We start from the raw sequence: 20,904 nt of genomic DNA, 5'->3' as shown, positions 1-20,904 counted from the left end.
CAATTTTACATGTTAATATAACCCGATAGTTATAGAATCTGGATATCGTGAATACGACAGAAGCGGTAAAAGCGATCGAACTTCGCGACTTGCGTTACTTTCTAGCTGTTGTCGAAGCGGGGAGTATTACTAGTGCGGCGGTAAAATTACATGTAGCGCAACCATATCTCACCAGAAAAATCGCCGCCCTGGAAAAGAGATTGGGCGATTCGGCAGAGCCGACGCTACGCGAACGAGTCGAGCTATTCGATCGCAAAAAACGCCCCCATCAGTTAAACCAAACCGGACGCGCGTTTTTAGAAGCTGCGCGGGTAATTGTCGAAAAATTAGATTTGGCAGTTGAGAATACCCACCGGATTCGGCTGGGAGAAATAGCTGGGAAATTGGGATATTTGACGGTCGGATTTACGAGCGCGATGGCTAATGGTATCTTGCCAGATATTTTGGGAGCTTTCAAACAAAATTATCCCAATATTAGTTTAATTTTAAGTGAAGAAACCAGCAGTAATCAAATTCAAAGATTGCGCGATCGGGCAACAGATTTGATGTTTGTCTATCAATATCTCGACTTAACCGAATCGTTAGCAGCAACCGCAGATCTAGATGTGTTACTGCTCGTTCGAGAATCATTAGTTGTCGTGCTACCAGCTCGACATCCGCTGGCAGATCGCTCGGTTATTTCGCTCGCCGATCTCAGAGACGAATCATTTATCATGCCCGATCGTCAAGTTGTACCCGGCTTATTTAGAGAAATTGAAGGTTTGTGTGTTCAATCTAAATTCGTGCCGAATATTGCCCTAGAAGCGGTCTTCATGGTCACGATTCTCGGGCTAGTCGCTGGTGAAATTGGGATTAGTATTTTACCAGCCAGCGTCCAAAATTTACAACGCAAAGGAGTAGTGTACAAAAAGTTGCAAGAACGAGCAGTTACTAATCAATTAGCCGCAGTTTGGCGGCGAGATAATTCATCCCCGATCTTGGCAAATTTTATCAAAATTATTGAAGGTATCATCGGCAAGGAAATTTAAATTGTAAATGTATAGAGTCTACGGAGATGGAGATCGGGGTGTTCGGAGTATTTAGCTGACGGGTTGGCTGGAGCTTTACGCAATTTTCGGCAAAATTGGTGATGTTCTCTAGGTCTTACCCAATGCCTTGAGAAAGTCCATTGCTTTTTGATAAAACTCTGTATTCCCTTGTTGTTTATATAACTCTGCTGCTTTGTTTGCATCCTGAATTGCTGATTCTTTATCGTTCAATTCGTATTTGGCAACACTGCGGGCGAAATAAGCTAGGGCAATTGTTGGTTTTAGCTCGATCGCTTTATCATAGTCCTGAATTGCTGCTTTTTTATCGCCTAATTCATATTGAGTTATCCCCCGCAGACTGTAAAATTCAGCAATTGTCGGTTGTAAATCGATCGCTTTGTCATAATCCTGAAGTCCCCCTTGCTTATCTCCTGACTCAGATTTAGCAGCACCACGACTGATATATGCTTCAACATTTTGCGGCTCTAAAGCAATGGCTCGATCGTAATCGCGGATCGCGCTGGGTAGATCGCCCGCTTTGGACTTAGTATCACCTAATTTAATATAATCGGTGGCGGTGAGGCTAGATTGAGCAATCTGAAGGCGAGGTTGGATCGTCAGTGCTATTGCAGGTTGCGCGGAAATTTGAGTCAAGAGTAAAGCGGAAATAATTACAGCAGTGGGTTTCATAGCGCTCGATGAATGATTGTAATGATGATATTGGGTAAATATTTAGAAATTATGCGCTAGTTCATCAGCCGCTCGACAAAAAAAATCGGATGATGAAACTATGTTCATCAATCCGATCGACCGATCCTTAATTTTAGAGAGGAGAACACCTAACCAATGACTAACAGCCAGAACTAATGTAATTAAGCTTGGGCTATGCACTCAGCGAAGATCGTCTGCGGTTGGTCAGAGAAGACGAGTAGTTGCTGGTGAGCGATCGATTGAGGCGATGTAAACAACTATAAATGTATTGAGAATATCTGTCAATACCTAATGAGAATAAATATCAACAATTCCTTAGTACTAAAAATATACCTAGCTTCTAAATAAGCGACTGTAGAGAGTTTCATGCTGCATACACGAGAGCGAAGATCCCCAGCTACAGGCATAGAGATCGCCATCGGCTAAGGTGGGAATCGTCCGAGCTAACCGATCTAGCTCGTCCTGTAATTGCCAGACAATCTGCTGTCCGGCGGTTTGTCCGAGCGGAATCAATTTCACACCGACACCAACTTGATTGGTAGTCCAACTGTGTAGATATGCCAAAATTGTCGCATGTCGATCGATTTGCCAATGTTGAGCGGTGACGCCAAAGGCGATCGCATAGTGACAGGGAAAAGCAATTGCGCTAATTAAATCTTGAATTTCTGGCGTTAATTCAACGACCAGCTTCGTCAGAGAGCCACCCATTTGCCAACTTTGATGGCGTAACTCTTCACTTTCCCGTGCGGCTGACAGCCAGTGATTCCAGTACTGTAATCGATCGGTATTAAGTTCGAGTCCAGCCTGGTAAGCTCGATCCATTACCGCAGTCTCGATCCGAATCGCGCCAGCCTGTAACTCGCCCTCAATCCAGGCTTGGAGTGTAGATCGATCGATAATAGCACCCTGCAAAATCAGACTCTCTAAGCCTTCGGAATAACTATACCCGCCCACTGGTAACAGTGGATTTGCTAAGTGTAGAAGTCGTAATAGTTGAAGATTATGTGCTGAAAAGCTCACATTTGCGCTCGTAAGATAATTGATGTTGGCGTCACCATTAGTGGTGGTGACTGTAGGCACCACCTTGAGGATAAAATGGCGCAACTTCACTAACTATTTGCAACCCTAATTGTACTAGCATCCCTTCTAGAACCGGATCGGGACTAAAGCGGAGATATGTAGGTGCGATTTCTAGGCTAACGTGGCGATTGCCCAAATGGTAAGCCGCACGTAGCAGTGTCAGTGCGTCTTGACTAGTTACCGTTATCACTGGTTCTGATTTGGCGCTCACGCGCACGAATGTTTCACCATGCTCGGATGCTAGGAGATCGCCATCTTGCAGGGTGGTACCGCGTGGAAGCTGTAAAGCAACGGCAATTCCATCATCAGTACCGAATAGATGACGGCTGCGAGTACGTTCTTCGGCAGTGAGCGACAGGATTGAAGGTGTTACAGATAGCTGGTGATGGTGATGCAACCTTTGATTCAAAACGATCGCTGTTGCAGATGATGAGTCGTTTGACACGGTGGGATCGACCTGACTAGATGATATTTGCTATTTTAACGGAATCAGCACACCATCCCCACCCTCAGCGAAAGCGGGTTGGAGATGGTGTGCTCTGTGAGGAATCGATTCCATCTGCCCGTAATCCGACAAGCGCAGCTCTTGAGCGTTCTGGCAAAATATTGGTCAAGGTGGATAGATTTTTCCCTTCATCGAAAACCTGTAGTAACTGTTATCACCGAGTCTCATCTTTGCCTTTGGATGTACGTCATTGGACTTGTTCTAGTTGTGGAACTCACCACGATAGAGATGTCAATGCAGCGCAAAATCTCAAAGCTGAAGGTCTAAGACTCCTCGCGTTAGGAACTAGCGCGACTGCTGGTGGAGGGGACGTAAGACCAAGTAGAGGTCGAAAGACAGCTATGCGGCAATCCCCCGCGAAACCAGAAGCTACCCGCTCAGCGTAAGCGGCGGGTAGTAGTTCACGCTGTGACCGATCGATTGACACGCTTTGTCCTATGGGATGGCACACCCCTTGTTTTGCAACCTTAGAGGCGATTGACATCTGCAATAGCTTAGCGACTAATTTAACAGGCTGCGAACCCGATTTTGGAGTTGGGTACTCGATCTTACCGCCTGAGTGATTTGATTGAATTTGTCGATACTCAGTCCCCGACTAGCTGCAATAGTTTCGCATTGATTGCAGTATTGGATAAAGAGGGATTTGGCTTCGCTATTTAGTGACTCCATCGTATTCGGCTGATTGCAGACGAGGTTGGGCAAGTTGCCACCATTCGCACGACTGACTTGGGTTAGTGCCGATTGGCGAGCTGGCTCGATTTGCATCAGTACAGCGGCATAGTTGCGAAGCTCGCTATCAGAAAATTCTTGAGCGTGGACGGCACTACTAAATAATAGACTGGGATGCCGTGCGGTAAGATCGGGCAAAATGCCGCCGAGAATACCCACACAGCTAGTCAAGATTCCCAGCAATAGTGGGCGAGATAAACGATCGAAGTTACGGCGAACATGTGGAGTTGTCATATGACGAGGTGTGAGACCTATCGAGCAAATTTTGGTTTGAGTTACATTTTAATTGAAGTGTTTGGGTGTTGATAAGTTCCTGTCAGGAGTTGGGAGTTGGGAGTTGGGAGTTGGGTGAAATATACCTAAAACAATAGCCCGCTGGTGCGGGCTAGAATGTTTAAGTTGTAGATATAGGAAGTAGAGCGATCTCTTATGCTTCCTCAGCAGCAGCAGCGGCTGCGGCTGCCGCCTTGGCAGCTTTCTTGGGCGGATCGAGTTTGAGACTCAGGTACCGGATGACATCTTCGCTCAGACGCATAGCGCGCTCTAGAGGGGCAATTTCTTTGCCAGAGCCAGTGTAGTTGACCTGGACGTAGATGCCATCGCGGTTTTTGCCGATGAGATAGGCGAGGCGACGTTTGCCGCGCTGTTGGATTTCGATGTCGGTGGCACCATTAGTTTCGATGATGTCCCGGTATTTTTTGATGGATTCTTCAGCCTGTTCGTCCGACATGTCGGGACGCAGGATGTACATGATTTCGTATTTATCGCTCACAGATTCTCCTTATGGACAGATTGGCTTCAGTTCTATTCACCGATCGTGATGACTAAAGCAAGGATTTACCATCATACCAGCAATCGGTCACTTATCGAGTAAGCTAGATTAGCAATTCACTGGATAGTGAATAGTGGATAGGCGACTAATTGATATCACAGAGCGAGATCTTCTATTTCTTGAGTGGGAGGGAAGTAGGTTCGCGATTTCTACGCGACCTAGCTAAACCATCTGGGGAGGTGCAGATCTTGACGTTCGAGATGGGAGATCGTCCACCAGCCAAAGGTTGTAAAACTCAATAAGAAACAACTTGAGAGTAGATAAGCACTAGAGATAACACGGACTACTTCAGATGTAGAGACAGGATCGAACATGATTCATGCAGCTCAAGGCTGTTGAAGTTGTTTGTGAATTACCTTGTATATGTAATTCTGCTATTTACTACGAGTCATTAGCTGTGTTTTCCAACACTTTCGAGCGAGATTTTTTATGCTAAGACCATTGTTTGCGATCGACTTAAATCTATTGTACCCTGCTCGTTAAGAAATGTTTAAGAAGCTGTGAGCATTGCCTAAATTCGCAGCCGATTTTGCTCGACGAGTTAAGGTATAGGGCTTGCGGCGATCGCAACCCCCTTATGGTATATCTATCTCCCATCAAAAACAGTAAGTTTCCCGATCGCGATATACTTATTGACAATTTGACATAATACCTCAGCAAAAATACGGAGATCGCAGTTCGCAACCGAACAGTCGATCGCGCTGGAATTTGCAAACCGACCAACCGCTAATAAGTCTAACCAATAAACTTAAATCGTGCCAGAAATTTATCAGAAACTTTTGTATTTTTGAAAAGGTAATCATTCACATCTTGTATTAAAGCAAGTCTACTAGTGTTGTAGTGGATAGTGGATAGCAAAAAATGCGGGAACAGGGGCGAGCTGCTGTCTTGACGAATTGTGCGGAGGCAACCTCCGCACAATTCGTCGCTGGTGCAAGATGTGAGATTATCCAATTATCGATATAATTGCCACCACGGAATTTGTGGTGATTCGTGATGTTCGTGGTGATAGCCAAAATGATAACAGCTAATTAACGACCACCAGCGCGATCGGGCGATCGTCTGGGCGCGATGGGGATTGCGATAGCCGTCTGACGGCTCGCGATGGGGTAAAAATGTCCCAAAGTAAAATAATTGCAGCGAGCTTAATAATGATGGGATGACCCAAAATAGCAGCAGGTTGGGAATTCGCCACAGTAACGACGGATACAGCGCGTACTGACAGACGATCGCATAGCTACAAAACATGAAGACTAAATTAAGTGCTTGTCCCCAGCTAAAATGTTCGCAGACAAAATGTGCGTACCAGTTCCAAAAGTTGGGTGTGCCATCATGAAAATCGGGATCGCGATCGCTAGCTGGATACTGGTGATGCAGATGATGTTTGCTAGCAAGTAATGAATAGTCAAATCCAGCATACAGCCATAAGCACGATTGCCCGATCGCCCAATTGAGCTGAGGTAACGGATGGATACTACCGTGGATCGCATCGTGAGCCGTAATAAACAATCCGGTATAGATCCAGGTTTGCCAGCCGACTAGACAGAGTAAACCCAGCGGATGGAGAGTGCCGATCTGAATTTGCAAGCAGTTCCACAGACTGAGTGCCCAAACTCCGATAATTGCTGCTGCTATTGCTAGCGGCGAGCCGAGCCTTAGTCCTAGAAATATAGTACCCATCAATCCCCGTATCCGTTGTAACGCATTTTATCCATCTAGCAGTCGTCCACCACTCAAAGATTTTCACTCAAATAATTTGCTTTTTGTGCAGGCATTGCCATAGTATTGTAACAAACGGTAAAGTTTTTTAAGCAAAACCTGACTAATACTTATTTATCTCATTAGAGCTGTAGTACTTATGTCTATTTCACTAAAGTCTGCTCAGTCAATCTTTTCCAACACTCTAATTGCTGATGCAGTCCCGGCTGTAACCGCAGCCTTCGACCAACTTAGCGTTGAGGATCAATTAGCGCTACTTTGGTACGCTTATACGGAAATGGGCGTGACAATTACCCCAGCGGCAACTGGCTCGGCCAGTATGGCGCTAGCACAACCCCTGCTGGATCTGATTAAATCAATGCAGCCTGACTCGCAAACTCAGGTGATGACCGATTTGGCGATGCACACTGACACGCCGATTTGTCGGACATTTACCTCCTTTCGGATGAATACCAAACTCGGATTTTGGTATGAATTGGGTCAAATGATGAAACAGGGTTTGGTCGCACCGATTCCTGCTGGTTATGTGCCATCAACGGAGGCAACTGCGTTACTCGAAACGATCAAACAGCTCGACGCAGGTCAGCAAATCACCGTCTTGCGGAATACCGTGGTTAACATGGGTTTCGATCCCGCACGCGGTCAAGATTATGACAAACGTGAAGCTCCTTCCGTTACGCCTCGCGCTTTTGCCGACCGTTCGCGGGCAGCAATCGAAGGTGTAGACAACTATACCGTGTTGAGCTACATCGACAACATGAACGCCTTTGACTTTATGGCAGCATCCAATCTCTTTGTTGAAGAAGGTGCGCTCCAACCTCCTTTCCAAGCGCCAGTTGTCGGCCCTGCGGCAATTCTGACCTACATGCGTGAAGAATGTGTGGGCTTGAAAATGTTACCAGAACGTGGTGTGGTCGAACCGATCGACGATGGTTACACTCAAGTTAAAGTTACTGGTAAAGTCCAAACTCCGTGGTTTGGTGCCAGCGTCGGAATGAACATCGCTTGGCGGTTCTTGCTCGATCCTCAAGGTAAAATCTTCTTTGTCGCGATCGATTTACTCGCTTCTCCCAAAGAGTTACTCAACTTACGTCGTGTTTAATTTAGACATTTAGTTATTGAAAATACCCATGAGCCGACGGCTTGTGGGTGTTTTGACTATTGTGAGAGGATGTCTGAAAAGTCTAGCTTGTTCAGCGTAAACCCTAGAAATCCCCCTGCTTGGTGCGCTCAATCTGGAGGGAACCCTTGCACTCCGGCGTTGGCGCAAGCCTGCCGTAGGCACAGACGTGTCGTTAGACGGTTCCCTCGTGCTGAGCGTTGCAACAAGCAGGGGGATTGAGATCTACGATCGAAGACATAAAATCTGTTCAGACATCCTCTGAAAATCATCCCCGCAACCGGGCAAAAGCAAACCGATCGAGTCCCGCCAGATCGTCGATAATTTCAATATCGGTATAACTGCCCTGCTGGGCTAATAATTCAACCACAACCGCACCTTGTCCAGCCATCATTTCGACCAGCCAAATGCCGCCAGCCTGGAGATAATGCGGCGCGGTATCGACCAAAATTCGCAGCGCTGCTAAGCCATCGCTACCGCCATCTAGAGCCAGATGTGGCTCGTGCTGACAAACTTCCGGTTGCAGCCGCAATACCTCCTCAGAGGGAATATAGGGCGGATTGGAGAGCATTCCCGCGACCTTGCCCTGGATCTGTGGTAATGGCGACCACCAACTGCCGTGGTGAAACTGGATTCGATCGCTTACTGCTAGTCGTGTCGCATTAATCTGGGCAATTTCCAGTGCGTTGGCACTACAGTCTACAGCATAAATTGTCGCTGTCGGCATCGTTGTTGCCAGTCCGATCGCGATTGCGCCGCTACCCGTGCCCAAGTCTACCCAGATCCCTTGCTGTTGGGTGTGATTACTCTTGGTAAGGGCGATATCGATCGTCATTTCGGTTTCGGGACGCGGAATTAATACCGCTGGCGAAACTATTAGCTCAAACTCCCGCCAGAACGTTTTGCCAACTAAATACTGAACTGGACGGTTATGCTCAACTCGATCGAGCCATAATATTGACAATCGATCGAGTGACATTTCTAGCTCGATCGATTCTTCATTCCCGATCGATTCTAGTCGCAAGGTGAGTCGATCGAGATCGGAGATCGATTGTAACAGCCAATCAATTTCTCGCACTTCAATCTGGTGAAGTTTGGCAAGGCTTATCGCCCATCTACGCCACGCCCATAGTTCGCGTCCGTTAACTAGCAATGAGTGTACCTATTTTTTAGGTGTAGTTGTCTTTGGGGCATTGGGTTTAGGCTGAGCTGCTTGAAGCTTGCGAATACTAGCAACACTCTCGGCTGAAGGTACGATTACTAATTGCTCTTGTCCAGCATAGTTTTGATTCTGAAAGTCAGATAAAACGACATGTAAATAGTTAACTTTGATCTCCGCTTTAGCAACTAGTTTAGGGTCTTTCTTTTTCACGCGATCCAACCATTGCTGAGCTTGTTGCTTGCTCAAAAATAATGGCGTGAGATTATTTTCCTGAACCGTCACATATTTATCCTGCTGTTTGATGGCAATCATAAACAGCGGTACTGGATAGAAAGCGTTAGGTTGATAAGGCTTCTTGAGTAGTTGAGCATTTTTGAGTTGCTGCTCGGTTGGGAAAAACACAAAACTAATATTCTGAGATTTTTTCTGAGCGTCGATTTGTAATTTGTAGATCTCACTCAGTGGGACGACAGTGACTTGGGCGACTTTACTCTGCTTGGGTTGGTCTTTTTTCAGCTTGTTTAAAAAAACTACGGCATCTTTTAACTCCATAAATACTGGCGTAATCGTCCGCGTTTTGCCAGCCGCTGTCACATTTTGCTGAAGGAAATTTCCCGTCCCATTGGTGATCGTAAATACAGGTACTTTTTGCAGCTTTTCAACAATTTTCGCTTCGGGTAAAGCTTGCGCTGGTAAAGGTGGCAGCGCTACCATCGGTAAGCTCATGCTCAACAGCGCGATCGGGAGAATTAAAGATTTTAACATTGGGTAATCTCAGACAAGTACTAGTATTGGCAATCCTCTGGGTCTGTTCGATCGGACTGAAATATCGATTCGCTCGATCGTGGTGATTTCAAATCGAGTGCCGACAATACCTATGGACTGTTATGTTAGCAGATTGTTTCCACTCTATTACTAGACACCCAAAATTAAGACTAACTATTCACTTTAGCCTCGATTGAGTAATTAATTTTGTTTTGTGGTGTACTCCCCGGGCAAGATTCGAACTTGCGACCAGTCGATTAACAGTCGACCGCTCTACCACTGAGCTACCGAGGATTATGTTATGCTTTTTTGCATCTTATTTATATTATCACTATAGTTTCAAACTTGGCAAGTAGTTGTTTAAACTTTTTTTGCGTTAAATTGGGACGGGGCGATCTCGACAGTCTTCGCCGCCGTGGCATGGTTAATCGCTAAGTCTGACAAATTTGACGCAGTTATGGATTTAGTTACTACTGTTATTTTCTGCAATTGCACGATCGCTCTATCTATCTTCATTGCAACGCTCTGGACAGTGCAGTTTCGCAAGCAAATCGGTGCTTTGGCAGATTGGTTCGATCGGTGTAATGGTGAAGTCGATCGAGCGACACCGCTAGCTACTAGTATTGCCGAGCGTCGCTCTCAACTTAGATACCTCCGCCAGCTTTACCGACAACAGTTACTAACTCTCGATCGACTGCAATCGCTCATCGCCGTTGCTGGCGTTGCCAGATCTTTGTACCGCAGACGCCGCTAGAGTGTATTGTGAAAATTTCTACGCGCTAACTTCATCTAACTTAGCGCGGATTGCTTGGATATCTTGCCACATTAACCATTTGGGCTTACCGACATCCGGAGCAGGATTGCGGAGCAAATACGCAGGGTGAAAGATTGGCATACACCATCTGCCTTCCCATTCAATCCAGGTACCGCGAATTTTGGTAATCCCGTCTTTTTTGCCAGTAATGGCGCGGACGGCGGTGGCACCTGTGAGTAAAATAATCTTCGGATCGACCAAGCGAATTTGTTCGAGTAAATAAGGCTTACAAGCCGTAACTTCAGCGGGAGTAGGCACGCGATTTTCGGGCGGACGACAGCGGACGACATTGCAGATATACACATCCCGCTCGATCGATAGTTTAACAGCCGCCAAAATCTTTTCGAGTAATTGACCCGATCGACCGACAAAGGGCAAACCTTGTTCGTCCTCATTTTGCCCTGGCCCTTCACCTACAATCAAGATCGGTGCTGTTTCGCTACCCCTACCGACAACTGCATTAATCCGCGTGTTACCCAATTCGCACCGATGACAAACCTGACAATGACTCGCTAGTTGAGTGAGGTTGCTGTAGGTGCCTGCTGGAATCGGAATTGTACTACTGGTGGGAATCAGCTCGAAGCTCTGAGCTGACGAAGATGCTGTTGGTGTAGTTTCGATTTGACCGAAGATGTTTAATTGCGCTTCTGAAGACATGAGAATTACTTGATAATTAATAATTAATAAATAATAATTAAGGAGGTCGGCGCGAATATTTATCACACCAGCAAAAACCTGAATCCGCTGCTTGGTGGAACGCTATTCACGAGGGAACATCAGCAAGGGTTCCATCAGCTAAATCCCCATCCTAAAAACCCAATTAATAATTAATAATTATTAATTGATTTAATAGTTTGTGGATTTGGCTGCTTGACGTGCTAGCATTTCCCATGCCAATTTAGCTGCCCCGGCGATGCCAGCTTGATTGCCTAGTTCTGCCTCGATGAGTTGGAACCCCGGACGCGAGACAGCCATTACGCGGCGATCGATTTCCTGTTTGGCTGCGGGTAAAAAATACCTAGCACTGGCACTAATTCCACCGCCAATAATGGCGACTTCTGGCGTGAGCATATAGATAATACTCGTCAAGCCAATTCCTAGATTTCGACCGTAATTATTCCAAAATTCTAACGCATCTCGATCGCCTGCTGCCGCCATGATGCCCAATTCTTTCGGCTCTTTGCCCGTCATGCGGCGAATTGCTTGTCCAGACAAAAATTGCTCTAGCGAGCCATTATTCCCACTCTTACAGGGATGCCCCTGCGGCTCGAACGTAATTAAGCCCAGTTCCCCAGCACTCCCCGCATGTCCGGTAAACAATGCCCCATTGATAAACACCGCACCACCGACACCAGTACCTAACGTGAGTAAGACTGAATTGCGATAGTATCGCCCCGCACCCAGCCAATTTTCCCCCAGCCCCGCACAATTACCATCATTACCGACGATCGTCGGGATGCCAGTACGCGACTGAATCAACGTCGCCACGGGAATATCGATCCACCCCTCAAGATTGATCGCAATCTTCGCCACTCGCCCTACGGCATCTGCTGGCCCTGGCGTGCCCACCCCGATCGCGCTAATATCAACCATACCTGGTGCTAATTTCTCGATCGCGTAAACCATCGTGTCGATCGTGGCATCGGGATAAGCTGGTTGTGGTGTCGGCACTGACAATGACTGAAGACATTTACCATCTTGGGTAAATCGCCCTAATTTAATCGCCGTACCACCTAGATCGACGCCGATTACTTCTGTCATGGGGGAGATGGGAGATGGGAGATGGGAGATGGGAGGGAGTAGCACTTGTCGCTTTCCCTGAAGGATCGCAGCGGCTTTGCTAGCGAGACAGATGGTAGATGCAATTCGGCATCACACCGCTCGAACGTAGTGACAAAAAGTGTTTTCTTTTGTTAGATCTATTAAAACAGAGATCGGGTGAAGTTAGACCTTTATGTCAATGGTTAATTACGCGCACTTGTACTCATCGATCCCATCTCCCATCTCCCATCTACCCTCTACCCTCTCGATCCCGAGGATTAATCAACTCGCTCAACCCCTCACCTAGTAAAGATAAGCCCGTTACCATTAGCGTCAACGCCAAGCCGGGAAAGAATGTCGTCCACCAAATCCCCGTCGAGAGTGCGGGTAGAGCTTGCTTGAGATCGTGCCCCCATTCTGCCACCTCATCGGGTAAACCCAAACCGAGAAAACCCAATCCACCTAAAACTAAGATGGCATCGGCAGCATTGAGCGTAAATAGCACGGGGACACTCTGCACTACATTGGCAAAGAGATACTTGGTTAAAACGTGACGGGTAGAGGCACCGAGCGCCTGTGCCGCTTCGACAAACATTTGCATCTTCAAACTGGCTGTCTGATTGCGTACCACCCGAAAATACTGCGGAATATAAGAAATACTCAACGCGATCGCAGCATTGACTACACCCCTACCCACGATAAACGCCAAAGTTACCGACAGCAGTAGTCCTGGTAACGTGTAAATCGTATCCATCACAAACAACAGCACTCGATCGAGCCTACCACCCAGATAGCCGCTGACCATGCCTAACGTCACACCGATTACTAAACTAATCGACGTTGCCAGAATCACGACTTGGAGAGCCGCCTGGGTACCAAACAGCGTCCGTGAGAATACGTCGTATCCTTCCCGACTCGTCCCAAACCAATGCTGCCATGAGGGCGCTTGGTTGATCGGGTTATAAGGTGGCATCGCCGCCCCGAGCAAGTCTTGTGAATCTTGGATTAAACCCAGTGCTTGTAGCAGCGGGGCAAATAAAGCGATCGCGATGAACCCTAATGTAATAATTAATCCCAATCCCAATAGTATTGTTGAGAGCCGATCTCGGCGTTTGTTGAAGAGTTGCTTGACAGATCCGAGGGAAATTTTGCTGACAGCCATGAGCACACTTGCGACGATTCGGATAAAGGTTCAACTACTATAGAGCAATCGGTCATCACAAAGGCGATCGAGTTCGATCGGGTTCGTTCGCGGAGCTTTCCTGTAAGGAAATCGCCCACTCGATTCCCTAGGGGAGAGGTTCTGCCAAGGAGTGTAGCTAGTTGGCACGCTAATAGTGTATGATGTTTATGGATTTACCTGGAGAGGTGTCCGAGTGGTTGATGGTGGCTGACTCGAAATCAGTTTTAGGGTTACACCTAACGGAGGTTCGAATCCTCTCCTCTCCGTATTTAATGACCTACTAATTCATCGAAATTGCTGCGACGGTAGCAGATCGACCTCTAATTTATGTTAAGGGGTCGATCGAGTCTGCGCGTGACACTTTACAGTGGTGCTAGAAATTATACGCTCTCCTCAGCTCGCCGATGATTATTACTATTACTGCGCTCAAAGGTGGTGTCGGCAAGACAACCACATCGATTCATCTTGCCGCCTATTTACAGGAAACCGCCCCGACATTACTCATTGATGCCGATCGCAACCGTTCGGCACTAGTCTGGTCGCGCGAAGATAAATTACCATTTATTGTAGCATCCCAAGCTGGAGCGACCGCCATTATCAGCAAGTATACGCACATCATCACCGACACCCAAGCCCGCCCCGAGCAAGACGAACTCAAAGATTTGGTCGCCAGTAGCGATCTACTGATCGTCCCGACAACACCCAATCATCTCGATATCGATACCACCATTAAAACGACCGAATTATTAGAAACCTGGGGCGCAAAGTACAAAGTATTGCTCACCCAAGTAGACTCGCGCACCAAAACTGGACGAGAAGCTAAAATCCTGTTGGAAGAGGCGAAAGTACCGCTATTTAAAACTGAAATTCCGCTGTTAGTTGCCTTCGAGCGATCGTCTAGTCGCGGCATCATTATCCGCGATTGTGCCGACCCTCGCGCCCAATTTGGTTGGTCTAAATATCAAGCTGTTGGTAAAGAAGTATTAGGTTAAAATCCAGATTAGTTTGTTACCGTGAAGGAATATGCGGACAATTATCGGACTATTCACCCAGTTTGCGATGTTATCCGGAATCCAGGCGGTCTTATAAATAGTTAGGCGTATGAAAGCCTCTGGCAAAAAGTTGACGATTTTCGGAGCTGTCTTGTTGCTGATTTCTTTGCTTTATCTTGGCACTCTATTCGTCGCGCATGATTTCAATCCGGATTTTCTGGCGATTGATTCGTGCTTGGACTCAGGAGGACGTTGGAACCATGCCATGAAGACTTGTGAGCAATGAGTGCAAATGCTTAATACTCAGCAATTGACTGTTGATATCTCAATTTTGTTGTTAGCGATCGTGTTAATTATCCATACGATCTCTGAAGTCTGGATTCCAGCATATCAAAAAGTCTAACCAGACTGGTGAGCGGTCGTGTTCGATCGCTTGCTGTGGTTAGATAATTTGCCTGTGTTTATCTTGGCGATCTTGGTGTTGTTACTGTGGCTGACGGTTCAAGCATCAAAAGAAGATTGTTAGTCAAATAAGACATCGATTCGATCGGTATGGGTGAAATTTGGGCAGATGCTGATAAATTTCAAACTTGGCTACAATTAGAAATTGCGATCGCACACCAGACATCGAACGCTATACTGAGTTAGTTGAATTCAAGTGACGGACAAGTGATCGAACGTTATACTCTGCCCGAGATGGGTGAAATTTGGACAGATGCTTATAAATTTCAAACTTGGCTGCAAGTAGAAATTGCCGTCTGTGAAGCTCAAGCTGAATTAGGGCACATTCCGCAGGATGCTGTCGATGAAATCAAGGCTAAGGCGAAGTTTGATGTCGATCGCATCTTGGAAATTGAAGCAGAAGTCCGTCATGATGTGATTGCATTTTTGACTAATGTTAATGAATATGTCGGTGCGGCGGGGCGATATATCCATCTGGGGATGACTAGTTCGGATGTGCTCGATACCGCGCTGGCTCTGCAAATGGTCGCGAGTACCGATATTTTACTGACTCGATTAGAAGAAACGATTCAAGCGATCCGGTATCAGGCGCAAAAACATCGCAATACCGTCATGATTGGGCGTTCTCATGGGATTCATGCCGAACCGATTACTTTTGGCTTTAAATTAGCTGGCTGGTTGGCAGAAATGCTCCGCAATCGCGATCGATTGGTGCGAGTCCGTCAGACAATTGCTGTCGGTAAGATTTCGGGTGCTGTCGGTACCTATGCCAATATCGAACCGCGTGCGGAGGCGATCGCTTGTCAGAAGCTAGGATTGACTCCAGACGCTGCTTCTACCCAAGTTATCTCTCGCGATATTCATGCCGAATTCGCTCAAGTTTTAGCCCTCATTGGCGCGAGTATGGAGCGATTTGCCGTCGAAATTCGCAACCTCCAGCGTACCGATGTCCTAGAAGTCGAAGAATTCTTCTCTAAGGGTCAAAAAGGCTCCTCCGCGATGCCCCACAAGCGGAACCCGATTCGTTCCGAACGGTTGACAGGGATGGCGCGGATCTTGCGTGGAAATGCGATCGCAGCTCTAGAAAACGTCGCTTTATGGCACGAACGCGATATCTCCCATAGTTCGGTCGAACGCGTGTGTATGCCCGATTCCTGCATCATCACGCACTTCATGTTGGTCGAAACCACCAACCTAATTAAGAACCTGCTGATCTATCCCGAAAACATGGCGCGGAACCTCAACTGCTATGGTGGCGTAGTCTTTAGTCAGAGTGTCCTCCTCGCGCTCGTAGGCAAAGGTTTGAATCGAGAAGAAGCATACTCGATCGTTCAATCTAATGCAATGGCTGTCTGGAATACCACAGGCGGAGATTTCCGCAAACTAACCGCCAGTGACCCCCGTGTCACCACACATCTAACGACAGCCGAGATCGACCATTGTTTCGATCCTACTCAACATCTCAAGCATTTAGACGAGATCTATCAACGTTTGAGTATCTAAATTTAAGATACGATCGATTCAAGCATCAGGTAGGGGTAATTTATGAATTACCCCTACCTGTTATTTAGATTGGTAACTTCTAAACAGGTAGGCACAATTATTTGCAAAATAGATTATGCCTGAAACCTAGTTGGTGGGCACTGCCCACCCTACTGGGATGTCTCGACAGATTGCGGGAAAGTAACCGTCAGCTAGAACTATATAATCTGTTCTTGGATGATGCAATTTCTCAAATTGATTCAGAATTACGTCAAAACAAACGAGAAAGATTATTACAAAGAGTTCCACCTGCTAATTGAAATAGTAAAATCGCTCAATTAGGTAAAATACTGATATTTCGTAATCATCAAATCCAGACAGTACCAAGTCGATACAATATCTGTCGATCGCAATCCCGAACTCAATCTACCAAACCAGCAACGATCGCAGCTAACTTATCAGCAGCCCCCGCCTCCCCACGAACCCGGCGCAACTCCACCTTCATCGCAGCTAACTTCTCAGGATGTTCCAAATAATCGATCGTAAAATCAGCAACAGTTTTCGCATCCAGGCGACCCAATAATTCCGGGACGATTTCTCGTTGCTGCGCCCAAATATTCGGCCATGATAACTTGCGATCGCGAAACTTATAATACAGAATTGAATTGATAATTTTGGCGATCGGCGTACCGACCACAGGTAAATTAACCAAGATCCCTAACGCCCCATCCCAGGCGCGCATGGCGTCTATTTGTTGCGTCGCAATCAAAACTATCATCGGCACCCCTAACGAGCCTAATTCAGCCGTATTTGCCCCGATCGTCGTCAGACACAGCGTACACTGGGAGAGTAAATCGTGGGCGGGAAATTCGGTGTGGAGTGAAACTGTCAATCCCTTACTAGTTTTGAGATATGGCTGGTTGCCATCATGTTCTAAAGTTGCAGTTGCACCATTGACGAGGGCAATGACCGGATTCTTGGTAGGATCGGCATAGCTGGCTAGGGTAGCCAGATCGATCGTCGGCGCGACTGGAATCGCAAATTTGACACGGGGATTAGTCGCTTGAATATATTCGGCGATCGCGAGCATCAATGGCAAGCCCATCCCTAATTTTGCGGACTTAGAACCCGGTAATAATCCAATGAGAATATCCGCGTTGGCGGCAGGATTTGGTTCGGGATCGATCGCGTTTTGACTCTCAACCATTAAGTCACCCACGATCGTAAATCGATCGAGATATTGCGGCTGGACTTTAGCCATCACTTCCGCATTCATCACCGCAAATCGATCGATTAAATTATGCCAGCGGGCGTCCCATTCGGCATAAACGACGGTTTGATACCCCAATCGTTTGCCAATTACCACCGGGAAAAACTGATCGCCACCAAGAAAGATAATGATCCCTTTGCTCCGCCAATCCCAACCATCGGCAGTTTTACCCCACACTAAAAAATTGGTAAAGTGTTCGGCACCCTGGACTCGATCTATCTCTGGATAACTTGCCAAAATTTGGACTTCTTTACCGCTAGCATTCGGACATGGGGACAAGATTGCCGAAATCCTGACTCTGGCTATGTCTGCACCCAATTCCGCGCGCAATGCTCGCACCACCGGACGTACCCAGGTTGTGACCTCGCCAGGGCCATTGGAGAGGATAATGATATCGATTGGCTGGATGGTGTCGGGCATGTTTGAGTCTAGCATTTAGGAAAATCCTAGCGCGAGTTGACATCATTCGATCGCTTATTGTTTTGTCGAGCGCGATTGAACGATTGCATCGCCTGGATCTCAAGATCGATAGTCGATCGTCAAAAGTATCCTCGATTGCGTAAAACATCACACCATCGATCGATGCGATTGCGAGAAGATAGTGCCAGTCGTTTTTGCTCGATCGAATGCACAAGATTCCTGACTGGTATATTCTCCCAAGTGCTGCGTATACGATTAGTCGAAAGCAAATCAAACATTATAATTTTTCGGATAAGCGACCAGAAAATGGTGATGTCGTCTATGGCAAAATCACCCGCCTCGGTCAACATACCGAACTTGAAAATAAGTCAGGGAGAATTCATCGCCTCAATGAAGGTTCGACGGCGATCTTTGTATTTGGCAATCGCTATGCGCCGGATTTTTATGAGGGCACGATTCCCCAATCGATGGAACCCAAAGTCGATTTGTTAGCTCGATCGGGTATTATCGGTCAGGTTCAAGTCAAAAATTCATCAGTTAAAGAACCTACTCAAGTTAAAATTCTGGGTTATATCTGCGACTCTAATGGTGAAGTCGTAAATACGCGTAACTATTCATTAATTAGCCCTAAGAAAACCGAAAAGAAAGAAGATCGATCGAAGCTAATCTTATTTATTGGTACTAGTATGAATTCTGGTAAGAGTACTAGTGCGACGGCTTGTTGTTGGGCATTGACGACGATGGGATATGACGTGCGTGCCTCGAAAGTGACTGGTACTGCCAGCCTCAAAGATATTCTGCACATGCAGGATGCGGGAGCCTCGATCGTCAATGATTTTACCCATTTTGGCTATCCATCTACTTATCTATTAGCAGAGAAGGAAGTAGTCAAAATCTTCAATGATTTAGATCTCAAATATGCTAATAATCCTAAAAATTATTGGTGTGTTGAATTAGCTGATGGAATTCTCCAGCGAGAAACAGCATTATTACTCAAGTCTCCAGACGTGCGATCGCGAATTCACAAGCTCATCTTTGCCGCTCCCGATACTTTTGGAGCGATTGGCGGATTGAATATCCTCAAGCATGAATTTGGGCTAGTTCCTGATGCGATTTCTGGTGTCTGTTCGAGTTCGCCACTATTTTTGCGCGAATTGTCTGAATTTACGGATATTCCTGTTTTTAATAATATCGATTATGATTTAAAACAACTATCTGAATTATTAATTTAATCGCTATCTATAGTAAGTAGGTAGGTACAATTATTTATAAAATAGATTCTGCCTGAAACATAGATGGTGGGCAGTGCCCACCCTACGAAATATCTGTCTGTAGTATGTCAAGTTAAGATCTTTAGAGCGCTACTAATAGACTAATAGAGACCCGACTTATTGAAGAAGTCGGAGATCTGTTCCCACTAAAAAGGATAGGTCTGAATCTAGACCTATCCCAATTATTTACTTTACTTGAAATTACATTTTTCCCATTTGAGCGGCAACTTCAGCAGCGAAATCAGATTCTACTTTCTCGATCCCTTCACCGAGAATAAAGCGTGTGAACCGACTAACGGTAATGCCTTCACCTAACTGTTTGGCAGTCTGTCCGATTAACTCAGTGACAGAGATGTTCTGATCCTTAATATAGGGTTGATCTAATAAGGTCATTTCTTTGAGTCGCTTGTCGATGCGTCCTTGGACGATCTTTTCTTTGATGTTGTCGGGTTTATTGGCAATATCATCGCGTCCCATTTCAATTTCTTTTTCCTTACTGGCGATCGCTTCAGGAATTTCACTTACATTGATATACTCAACGTTGGGACATGCCGCAACTTGCATTGCCAGGTTCCGTGCTAAAGCTTTGAAATCGTCGCTCTCGGCAACTTTTGCAGATGCACAGTCGAGTTCGATCAAGACACCAACGCGTCCGCCAGTGTGGATGTAGCAATCGACAGCACCTTCGGTCCCCGCTGCAATTTGATAGTTAGCCAAGCGGCGCACATTCAGATTTTCGCCAATTCTAGCAATTGCCAGTTTGAGAGCGGCATCTACAGTAATACTGGCATCGGCAGCATAAGGTTGAGCCATTAGTGCTTCAACGCTATCTGCGCTAATCGCCTGTTTGCTCAAGCTCTGTGCTAAAGCTTTGAAATCATCATTCCGCGCTACGAAGTCAGTCTGACAGTTGAGTTCGATTAGTACGCCAGCTTTACCATCAGCTTGAGTAAAATTTTCTACCAAGCCTTCAGCCGTAATTCGATCGCTTTTTTTATCAGCTTTAATTGCGCCGGATTTCCGCAACCAGTCTGCTGCTGCTTCGAGATCGCCACTGGTTTCAGTGAGTGCTTTCTTGCATTCCATCATTGGTGCGTCGGTTTTTTTCCGCAGCTCTTGCACCATCTTTGCAGTTATTTCAGCCATTTTTCTTTATCTGTATTCGAGATGGTTGTGGGTAGATATGTAGCAGGGTAAAGGGTAGCGATTCGCGCTCGCAGATCGAGACAAGGGGTAAAGGGTAAAGGGTAAATAAAAGTATTTACTCTTTTTTGCCCTTAAACCTTTGGTCGGTAAGCGATAGCCCAACTGCTCCCTTTACCCCAATACCACTTAATTAAGTGATGAGTACAAAAATCTTTGACACCCAATACCTAATTCTAGCCTTCGCCGCCTTCCTCGCTAGCAACTTCCGCAAATTCGCCTTCTTCCTCGAAGTCGTCTTCTACGTCTTCATAGCCGTCGTAAGGATCGACATCGGCACCTTCGAGTTGAACGTGACGACCTTCATAGATCGCATCGGCAAGTTTACCGAGGATGAGTTTGACGGAGCGAAAACAGCGGCGCGTTGGATCTGTTACCCAAGAAAGAAGCCTCCG

22 protein-coding genes, 2 tRNA genes and 1 pseudogene are annotated in these 20,904 nt (G+C 46.4%); 9 read left to right on the top strand and 16 right to left on the bottom strand.

Annotated elements, in window-relative coordinates; all coding sequences use genetic code 11:
• Nucleotides 1-47: 47 nt before the first annotated feature.
• Nucleotides 48-1,028, top strand: coding sequence for a LysR family transcriptional regulator (locus RMO52_RS08090; protein WP_310412737.1), 981 nt, complete (start codon nt 48-50; stop codon nt 1,026-1,028).
• A gap of 108 nt (nt 1,029-1,136) precedes the next feature.
• Here RMO52_RS08090 and RMO52_RS08085 read toward each other — a convergent pair whose 3' ends face one another.
• The 3 genes from RMO52_RS08085 to ureE all read right to left on the bottom strand — a co-directional run bounded on the left by RMO52_RS08085 (nt 1,137) and on the right by ureE (nt 3,264).
• Nucleotides 1,137-1,718: a tetratricopeptide repeat protein gene (locus RMO52_RS08085; RefSeq protein WP_310412734.1), complete on the bottom strand. Its 582-nt coding sequence runs from the start codon at nt 1,716-1,718 to the stop codon at nt 1,137-1,139.
• A gap of 354 nt (nt 1,719-2,072) precedes the next feature.
• The gene (locus tag RMO52_RS08080; protein ID WP_310412732.1) at nt 2,073-2,819 is read right to left on the bottom strand and encodes an urease accessory protein UreF; all 747 of its coding nucleotides are present in this window, start codon (nt 2,817-2,819) and stop codon (nt 2,073-2,075) included.
• Nucleotides 2,797-3,264 (bottom strand): urease accessory protein UreE, encoded by a 468-nt coding sequence (gene ureE, locus RMO52_RS08075; protein WP_309738802.1) that lies wholly within the window; start codon nt 3,262-3,264, stop codon nt 2,797-2,799. Before ureE ends, RMO52_RS08080 begins: the two co-directional genes overlap by 23 nt.
• A 20-nt stretch (nt 3,265-3,284) precedes the next feature.
• Between ureE and RMO52_RS08070 the strand changes: the two genes are divergently transcribed.
• The gene (locus tag RMO52_RS08070) at nt 3,285-3,710 is read left to right on the top strand and encodes a zinc ribbon domain-containing protein (protein ID WP_310412729.1); all 426 of its coding nucleotides are present in this window, start codon (nt 3,285-3,287) and stop codon (nt 3,708-3,710) included.
• A 115-nt stretch (nt 3,711-3,825) separates the two neighbouring features.
• Here the strand turns inward: RMO52_RS08070 and RMO52_RS08065 are convergent, their stop codons facing one another.
• The 4 genes from RMO52_RS08065 to RMO52_RS08050 all read right to left on the bottom strand — a co-directional run bounded on the left by RMO52_RS08065 (nt 3,826) and on the right by RMO52_RS08050 (nt 6,565).
• Entirely contained in the window at nt 3,826-4,287 is a 462-nt protein-coding gene (locus tag RMO52_RS08065; protein WP_310412726.1) for a DUF4168 domain-containing protein, read from the bottom strand.
• Between the two features lie 193 nt (nt 4,288-4,480).
• A complete protein-coding gene (rpsF, locus tag RMO52_RS08060; protein WP_310412723.1) occupies nt 4,481-4,825 on the bottom strand; it encodes a 30S ribosomal protein S6 in 345 nt (114 codons plus the stop codon).
• A gap of 218 nt (nt 4,826-5,043) precedes the next feature.
• A complete protein-coding gene (locus RMO52_RS08055) occupies nt 5,044-5,199 on the bottom strand; it encodes a hypothetical protein (RefSeq protein WP_310412720.1) in 156 nt (51 codons plus the stop codon).
• Nucleotides 5,200-5,839: 640 nt separating this feature from the next.
• Nucleotides 5,840-6,565 (bottom strand): fatty acid desaturase, encoded by a 726-nt coding sequence (locus tag RMO52_RS08050; protein ID WP_310412717.1) that lies wholly within the window; start codon nt 6,563-6,565, stop codon nt 5,840-5,842.
• Nucleotides 6,566-6,743: 178 nt separating this feature from the next.
• Between RMO52_RS08050 and RMO52_RS08045 the strand changes: the two genes are divergently transcribed.
• Nucleotides 6,744-7,706, top strand: coding sequence for an orange carotenoid protein N-terminal domain-containing protein (locus RMO52_RS08045; RefSeq protein ID WP_310412714.1), 963 nt, complete (start codon nt 6,744-6,746; stop codon nt 7,704-7,706).
• Between the two features lie 286 nt (nt 7,707-7,992).
• On the opposite strand, the gene prmC is transcribed toward RMO52_RS08045, so the two are convergent.
• From prmC to RMO52_RS08030, 3 genes are all read right to left on the bottom strand, one after another.
• Nucleotides 7,993-8,877, bottom strand: a complete 885-nt coding sequence (prmC, locus tag RMO52_RS08040) for a peptide chain release factor N(5)-glutamine methyltransferase (RefSeq protein WP_310412712.1) — start codon at nt 8,875-8,877, stop codon at nt 7,993-7,995.
• A 9-nt stretch (nt 8,878-8,886) separates the two neighbouring features.
• Nucleotides 8,887-9,651, bottom strand: coding sequence for a Tic22 family protein (locus RMO52_RS08035; RefSeq protein WP_309740052.1), 765 nt, complete (start codon nt 9,649-9,651; stop codon nt 8,887-8,889).
• A gap of 222 nt (nt 9,652-9,873) precedes the next feature.
• Nucleotides 9,874-9,945: transfer RNA gene (locus RMO52_RS08030), tRNA-Asn, on the bottom strand.
• A 163-nt stretch (nt 9,946-10,108) separates the two neighbouring features.
• Between RMO52_RS08030 and RMO52_RS08025 the strand changes: the two genes are divergently transcribed.
• Nucleotides 10,109-10,405, top strand: a complete 297-nt coding sequence (locus RMO52_RS08025) for a hypothetical protein (RefSeq protein ID WP_309740102.1) — start codon at nt 10,109-10,111, stop codon at nt 10,403-10,405.
• A gap of 18 nt (nt 10,406-10,423) precedes the next feature.
• On the opposite strand, the gene RMO52_RS08020 is transcribed toward RMO52_RS08025, so the two are convergent.
• From RMO52_RS08020 to RMO52_RS08010, 3 genes are all read right to left on the bottom strand, one after another.
• A complete protein-coding gene (locus tag RMO52_RS08020) occupies nt 10,424-11,122 on the bottom strand; it encodes a uracil-DNA glycosylase (protein WP_310412744.1) in 699 nt (232 codons plus the stop codon).
• A gap of 189 nt (nt 11,123-11,311) precedes the next feature.
• Complete coding sequence (locus RMO52_RS08015; protein ID WP_310412708.1) at nt 11,312-12,226, bottom strand: ROK family protein; 915 nt, start codon at nt 12,224-12,226, stop codon at nt 11,312-11,314.
• A 250-nt stretch (nt 12,227-12,476) separates the two neighbouring features.
• Nucleotides 12,477-13,388, bottom strand: coding sequence for an ABC transporter permease (locus RMO52_RS08010; RefSeq protein WP_310412705.1), 912 nt, complete (start codon nt 13,386-13,388; stop codon nt 12,477-12,479).
• A gap of 200 nt (nt 13,389-13,588) precedes the next feature.
• Between RMO52_RS08010 and RMO52_RS08005 the strand changes: the two genes are divergently transcribed.
• The 4 genes from RMO52_RS08005 (at nt 13,589) to RMO52_RS07990 (ending at nt 16,665) form a co-directional block, all read left to right on the top strand.
• Nucleotides 13,589-13,675 (top strand) — tRNA-Ser (locus RMO52_RS08005).
• Between the two features lie 138 nt (nt 13,676-13,813).
• Entirely contained in the window at nt 13,814-14,401 is a 588-nt protein-coding gene (locus tag RMO52_RS08000; RefSeq protein WP_309732812.1) for a ParA family protein, read from the top strand.
• Between the two features lie 669 nt (nt 14,402-15,070).
• Entirely contained in the window at nt 15,071-16,366 is a 1,296-nt protein-coding gene (gene purB / locus RMO52_RS07995; RefSeq protein WP_310412741.1) for an adenylosuccinate lyase, read from the top strand.
• Nucleotides 16,367-16,467: 101 nt separating this feature from the next.
• Nucleotides 16,468-16,665 (top strand): hypothetical protein, encoded by a 198-nt coding sequence (locus RMO52_RS07990; RefSeq protein ID WP_310412702.1) that lies wholly within the window; start codon nt 16,468-16,470, stop codon nt 16,663-16,665.
• Between the two features lie 101 nt (nt 16,666-16,766).
• Here RMO52_RS07990 and RMO52_RS07985 read toward each other — a convergent pair whose 3' ends face one another.
• Nucleotides 16,767-18,050 carry a lipid-A-disaccharide synthase gene (locus tag RMO52_RS07985; RefSeq protein ID WP_310412699.1) on the bottom strand — a complete coding sequence of 428 codons (1,284 nt, stop codon included), beginning with the start codon at nt 18,048-18,050 and terminating at the stop codon, nt 16,767-16,769.
• Nucleotides 18,051-18,241: 191 nt separating this feature from the next.
• Between RMO52_RS07985 and RMO52_RS07980 the strand changes: the two genes are divergently transcribed.
• The gene (locus tag RMO52_RS07980) at nt 18,242-19,267 is read left to right on the top strand and encodes a hypothetical protein (protein ID WP_309743883.1); all 1,026 of its coding nucleotides are present in this window, start codon (nt 18,242-18,244) and stop codon (nt 19,265-19,267) included.
• A gap of 240 nt (nt 19,268-19,507) precedes the next feature.
• On the opposite strand, the gene tsf is transcribed toward RMO52_RS07980, so the two are convergent.
• Together tsf and RMO52_RS07970 are read right to left on the bottom strand one after the other, a co-directional pair.
• Nucleotides 19,508-20,452 carry a translation elongation factor Ts gene (gene tsf / locus RMO52_RS07975; RefSeq protein ID WP_310412697.1) on the bottom strand — a complete coding sequence of 315 codons (945 nt, stop codon included), beginning with the start codon at nt 20,450-20,452 and terminating at the stop codon, nt 19,508-19,510.
• 233 nt (nt 20,453-20,685) lie between these two features.
• Nucleotides 20,686-20,904: pseudogene (locus RMO52_RS07970) on the bottom strand (hypothetical protein); the annotation flags it as partial.

The organism is Chamaesiphon sp. OTE_8_metabat_110, assembly GCF_031382685.1.
GTDB lineage: Bacteria > Cyanobacteriota > Cyanobacteriia > Cyanobacteriales > Chamaesiphonaceae > Chamaesiphon.
The sequence above is the reverse complement of the archived record's forward strand: the minus strand, read 5'-3'. Positions and strand labels throughout refer to the sequence as shown.

Coding starts and splice junctions, on each gene's coding strand:
- RMO52_RS08045 (WP_310412714.1), top strand. CDS start 6,744: ATGTCTATTTCACTAAAGTCTGCTCAGTCAATCTTTTCCAACACTCTA.
- RMO52_RS07980 (WP_309743883.1), top strand. CDS start 18,242: ATGCACAAGATTCCTGACTGGTATATTCTCCCAAGTGCTGCGTATACG.
- tsf (WP_310412697.1), bottom strand. CDS start 20,452: ATGGCTGAAATAACTGCAAAGATGGTGCAAGAGCTGCGGAAAAAAACC.
- RMO52_RS08055 (WP_310412720.1), bottom strand. CDS start 5,199: ATGTTCGATCCTGTCTCTACATCTGAAGTAGTCCGTGTTATCTCTAGT.
- RMO52_RS08000 (WP_309732812.1), top strand. CDS start 13,814: ATGATTATTACTATTACTGCGCTCAAAGGTGGTGTCGGCAAGACAACC.
- RMO52_RS08015 (WP_310412708.1), bottom strand. CDS start 12,226: ATGACAGAAGTAATCGGCGTCGATCTAGGTGGTACGGCGATTAAATTA.
- RMO52_RS08025 (WP_309740102.1), top strand. CDS start 10,109: ATGGATTTAGTTACTACTGTTATTTTCTGCAATTGCACGATCGCTCTA.
- RMO52_RS08050 (WP_310412717.1), bottom strand. CDS start 6,565: ATGGGTACTATATTTCTAGGACTAAGGCTCGGCTCGCCGCTAGCAATA.
- RMO52_RS08070 (WP_310412729.1), top strand. CDS start 3,285: ATGATATTTGCTATTTTAACGGAATCAGCACACCATCCCCACCCTCAG.
- RMO52_RS08085 (WP_310412734.1), bottom strand. CDS start 1,718: ATGAAACCCACTGCTGTAATTATTTCCGCTTTACTCTTGACTCAAATT.
- RMO52_RS08020 (WP_310412744.1), bottom strand. CDS start 11,122: ATGTCTTCAGAAGCGCAATTAAACATCTTCGGTCAAATCGAAACTACA.
- RMO52_RS08065 (WP_310412726.1), bottom strand. CDS start 4,287: ATGACAACTCCACATGTTCGCCGTAACTTCGATCGTTTATCTCGCCCA.
- RMO52_RS08010 (WP_310412705.1), bottom strand. CDS start 13,388: ATGGCTGTCAGCAAAATTTCCCTCGGATCTGTCAAGCAACTCTTCAAC.
- RMO52_RS07985 (WP_310412699.1), bottom strand. CDS start 18,050: ATGCTAGACTCAAACATGCCCGACACCATCCAGCCAATCGATATCATT.
- RMO52_RS08035 (WP_309740052.1), bottom strand. CDS start 9,651: ATGTTAAAATCTTTAATTCTCCCGATCGCGCTGTTGAGCATGAGCTTA.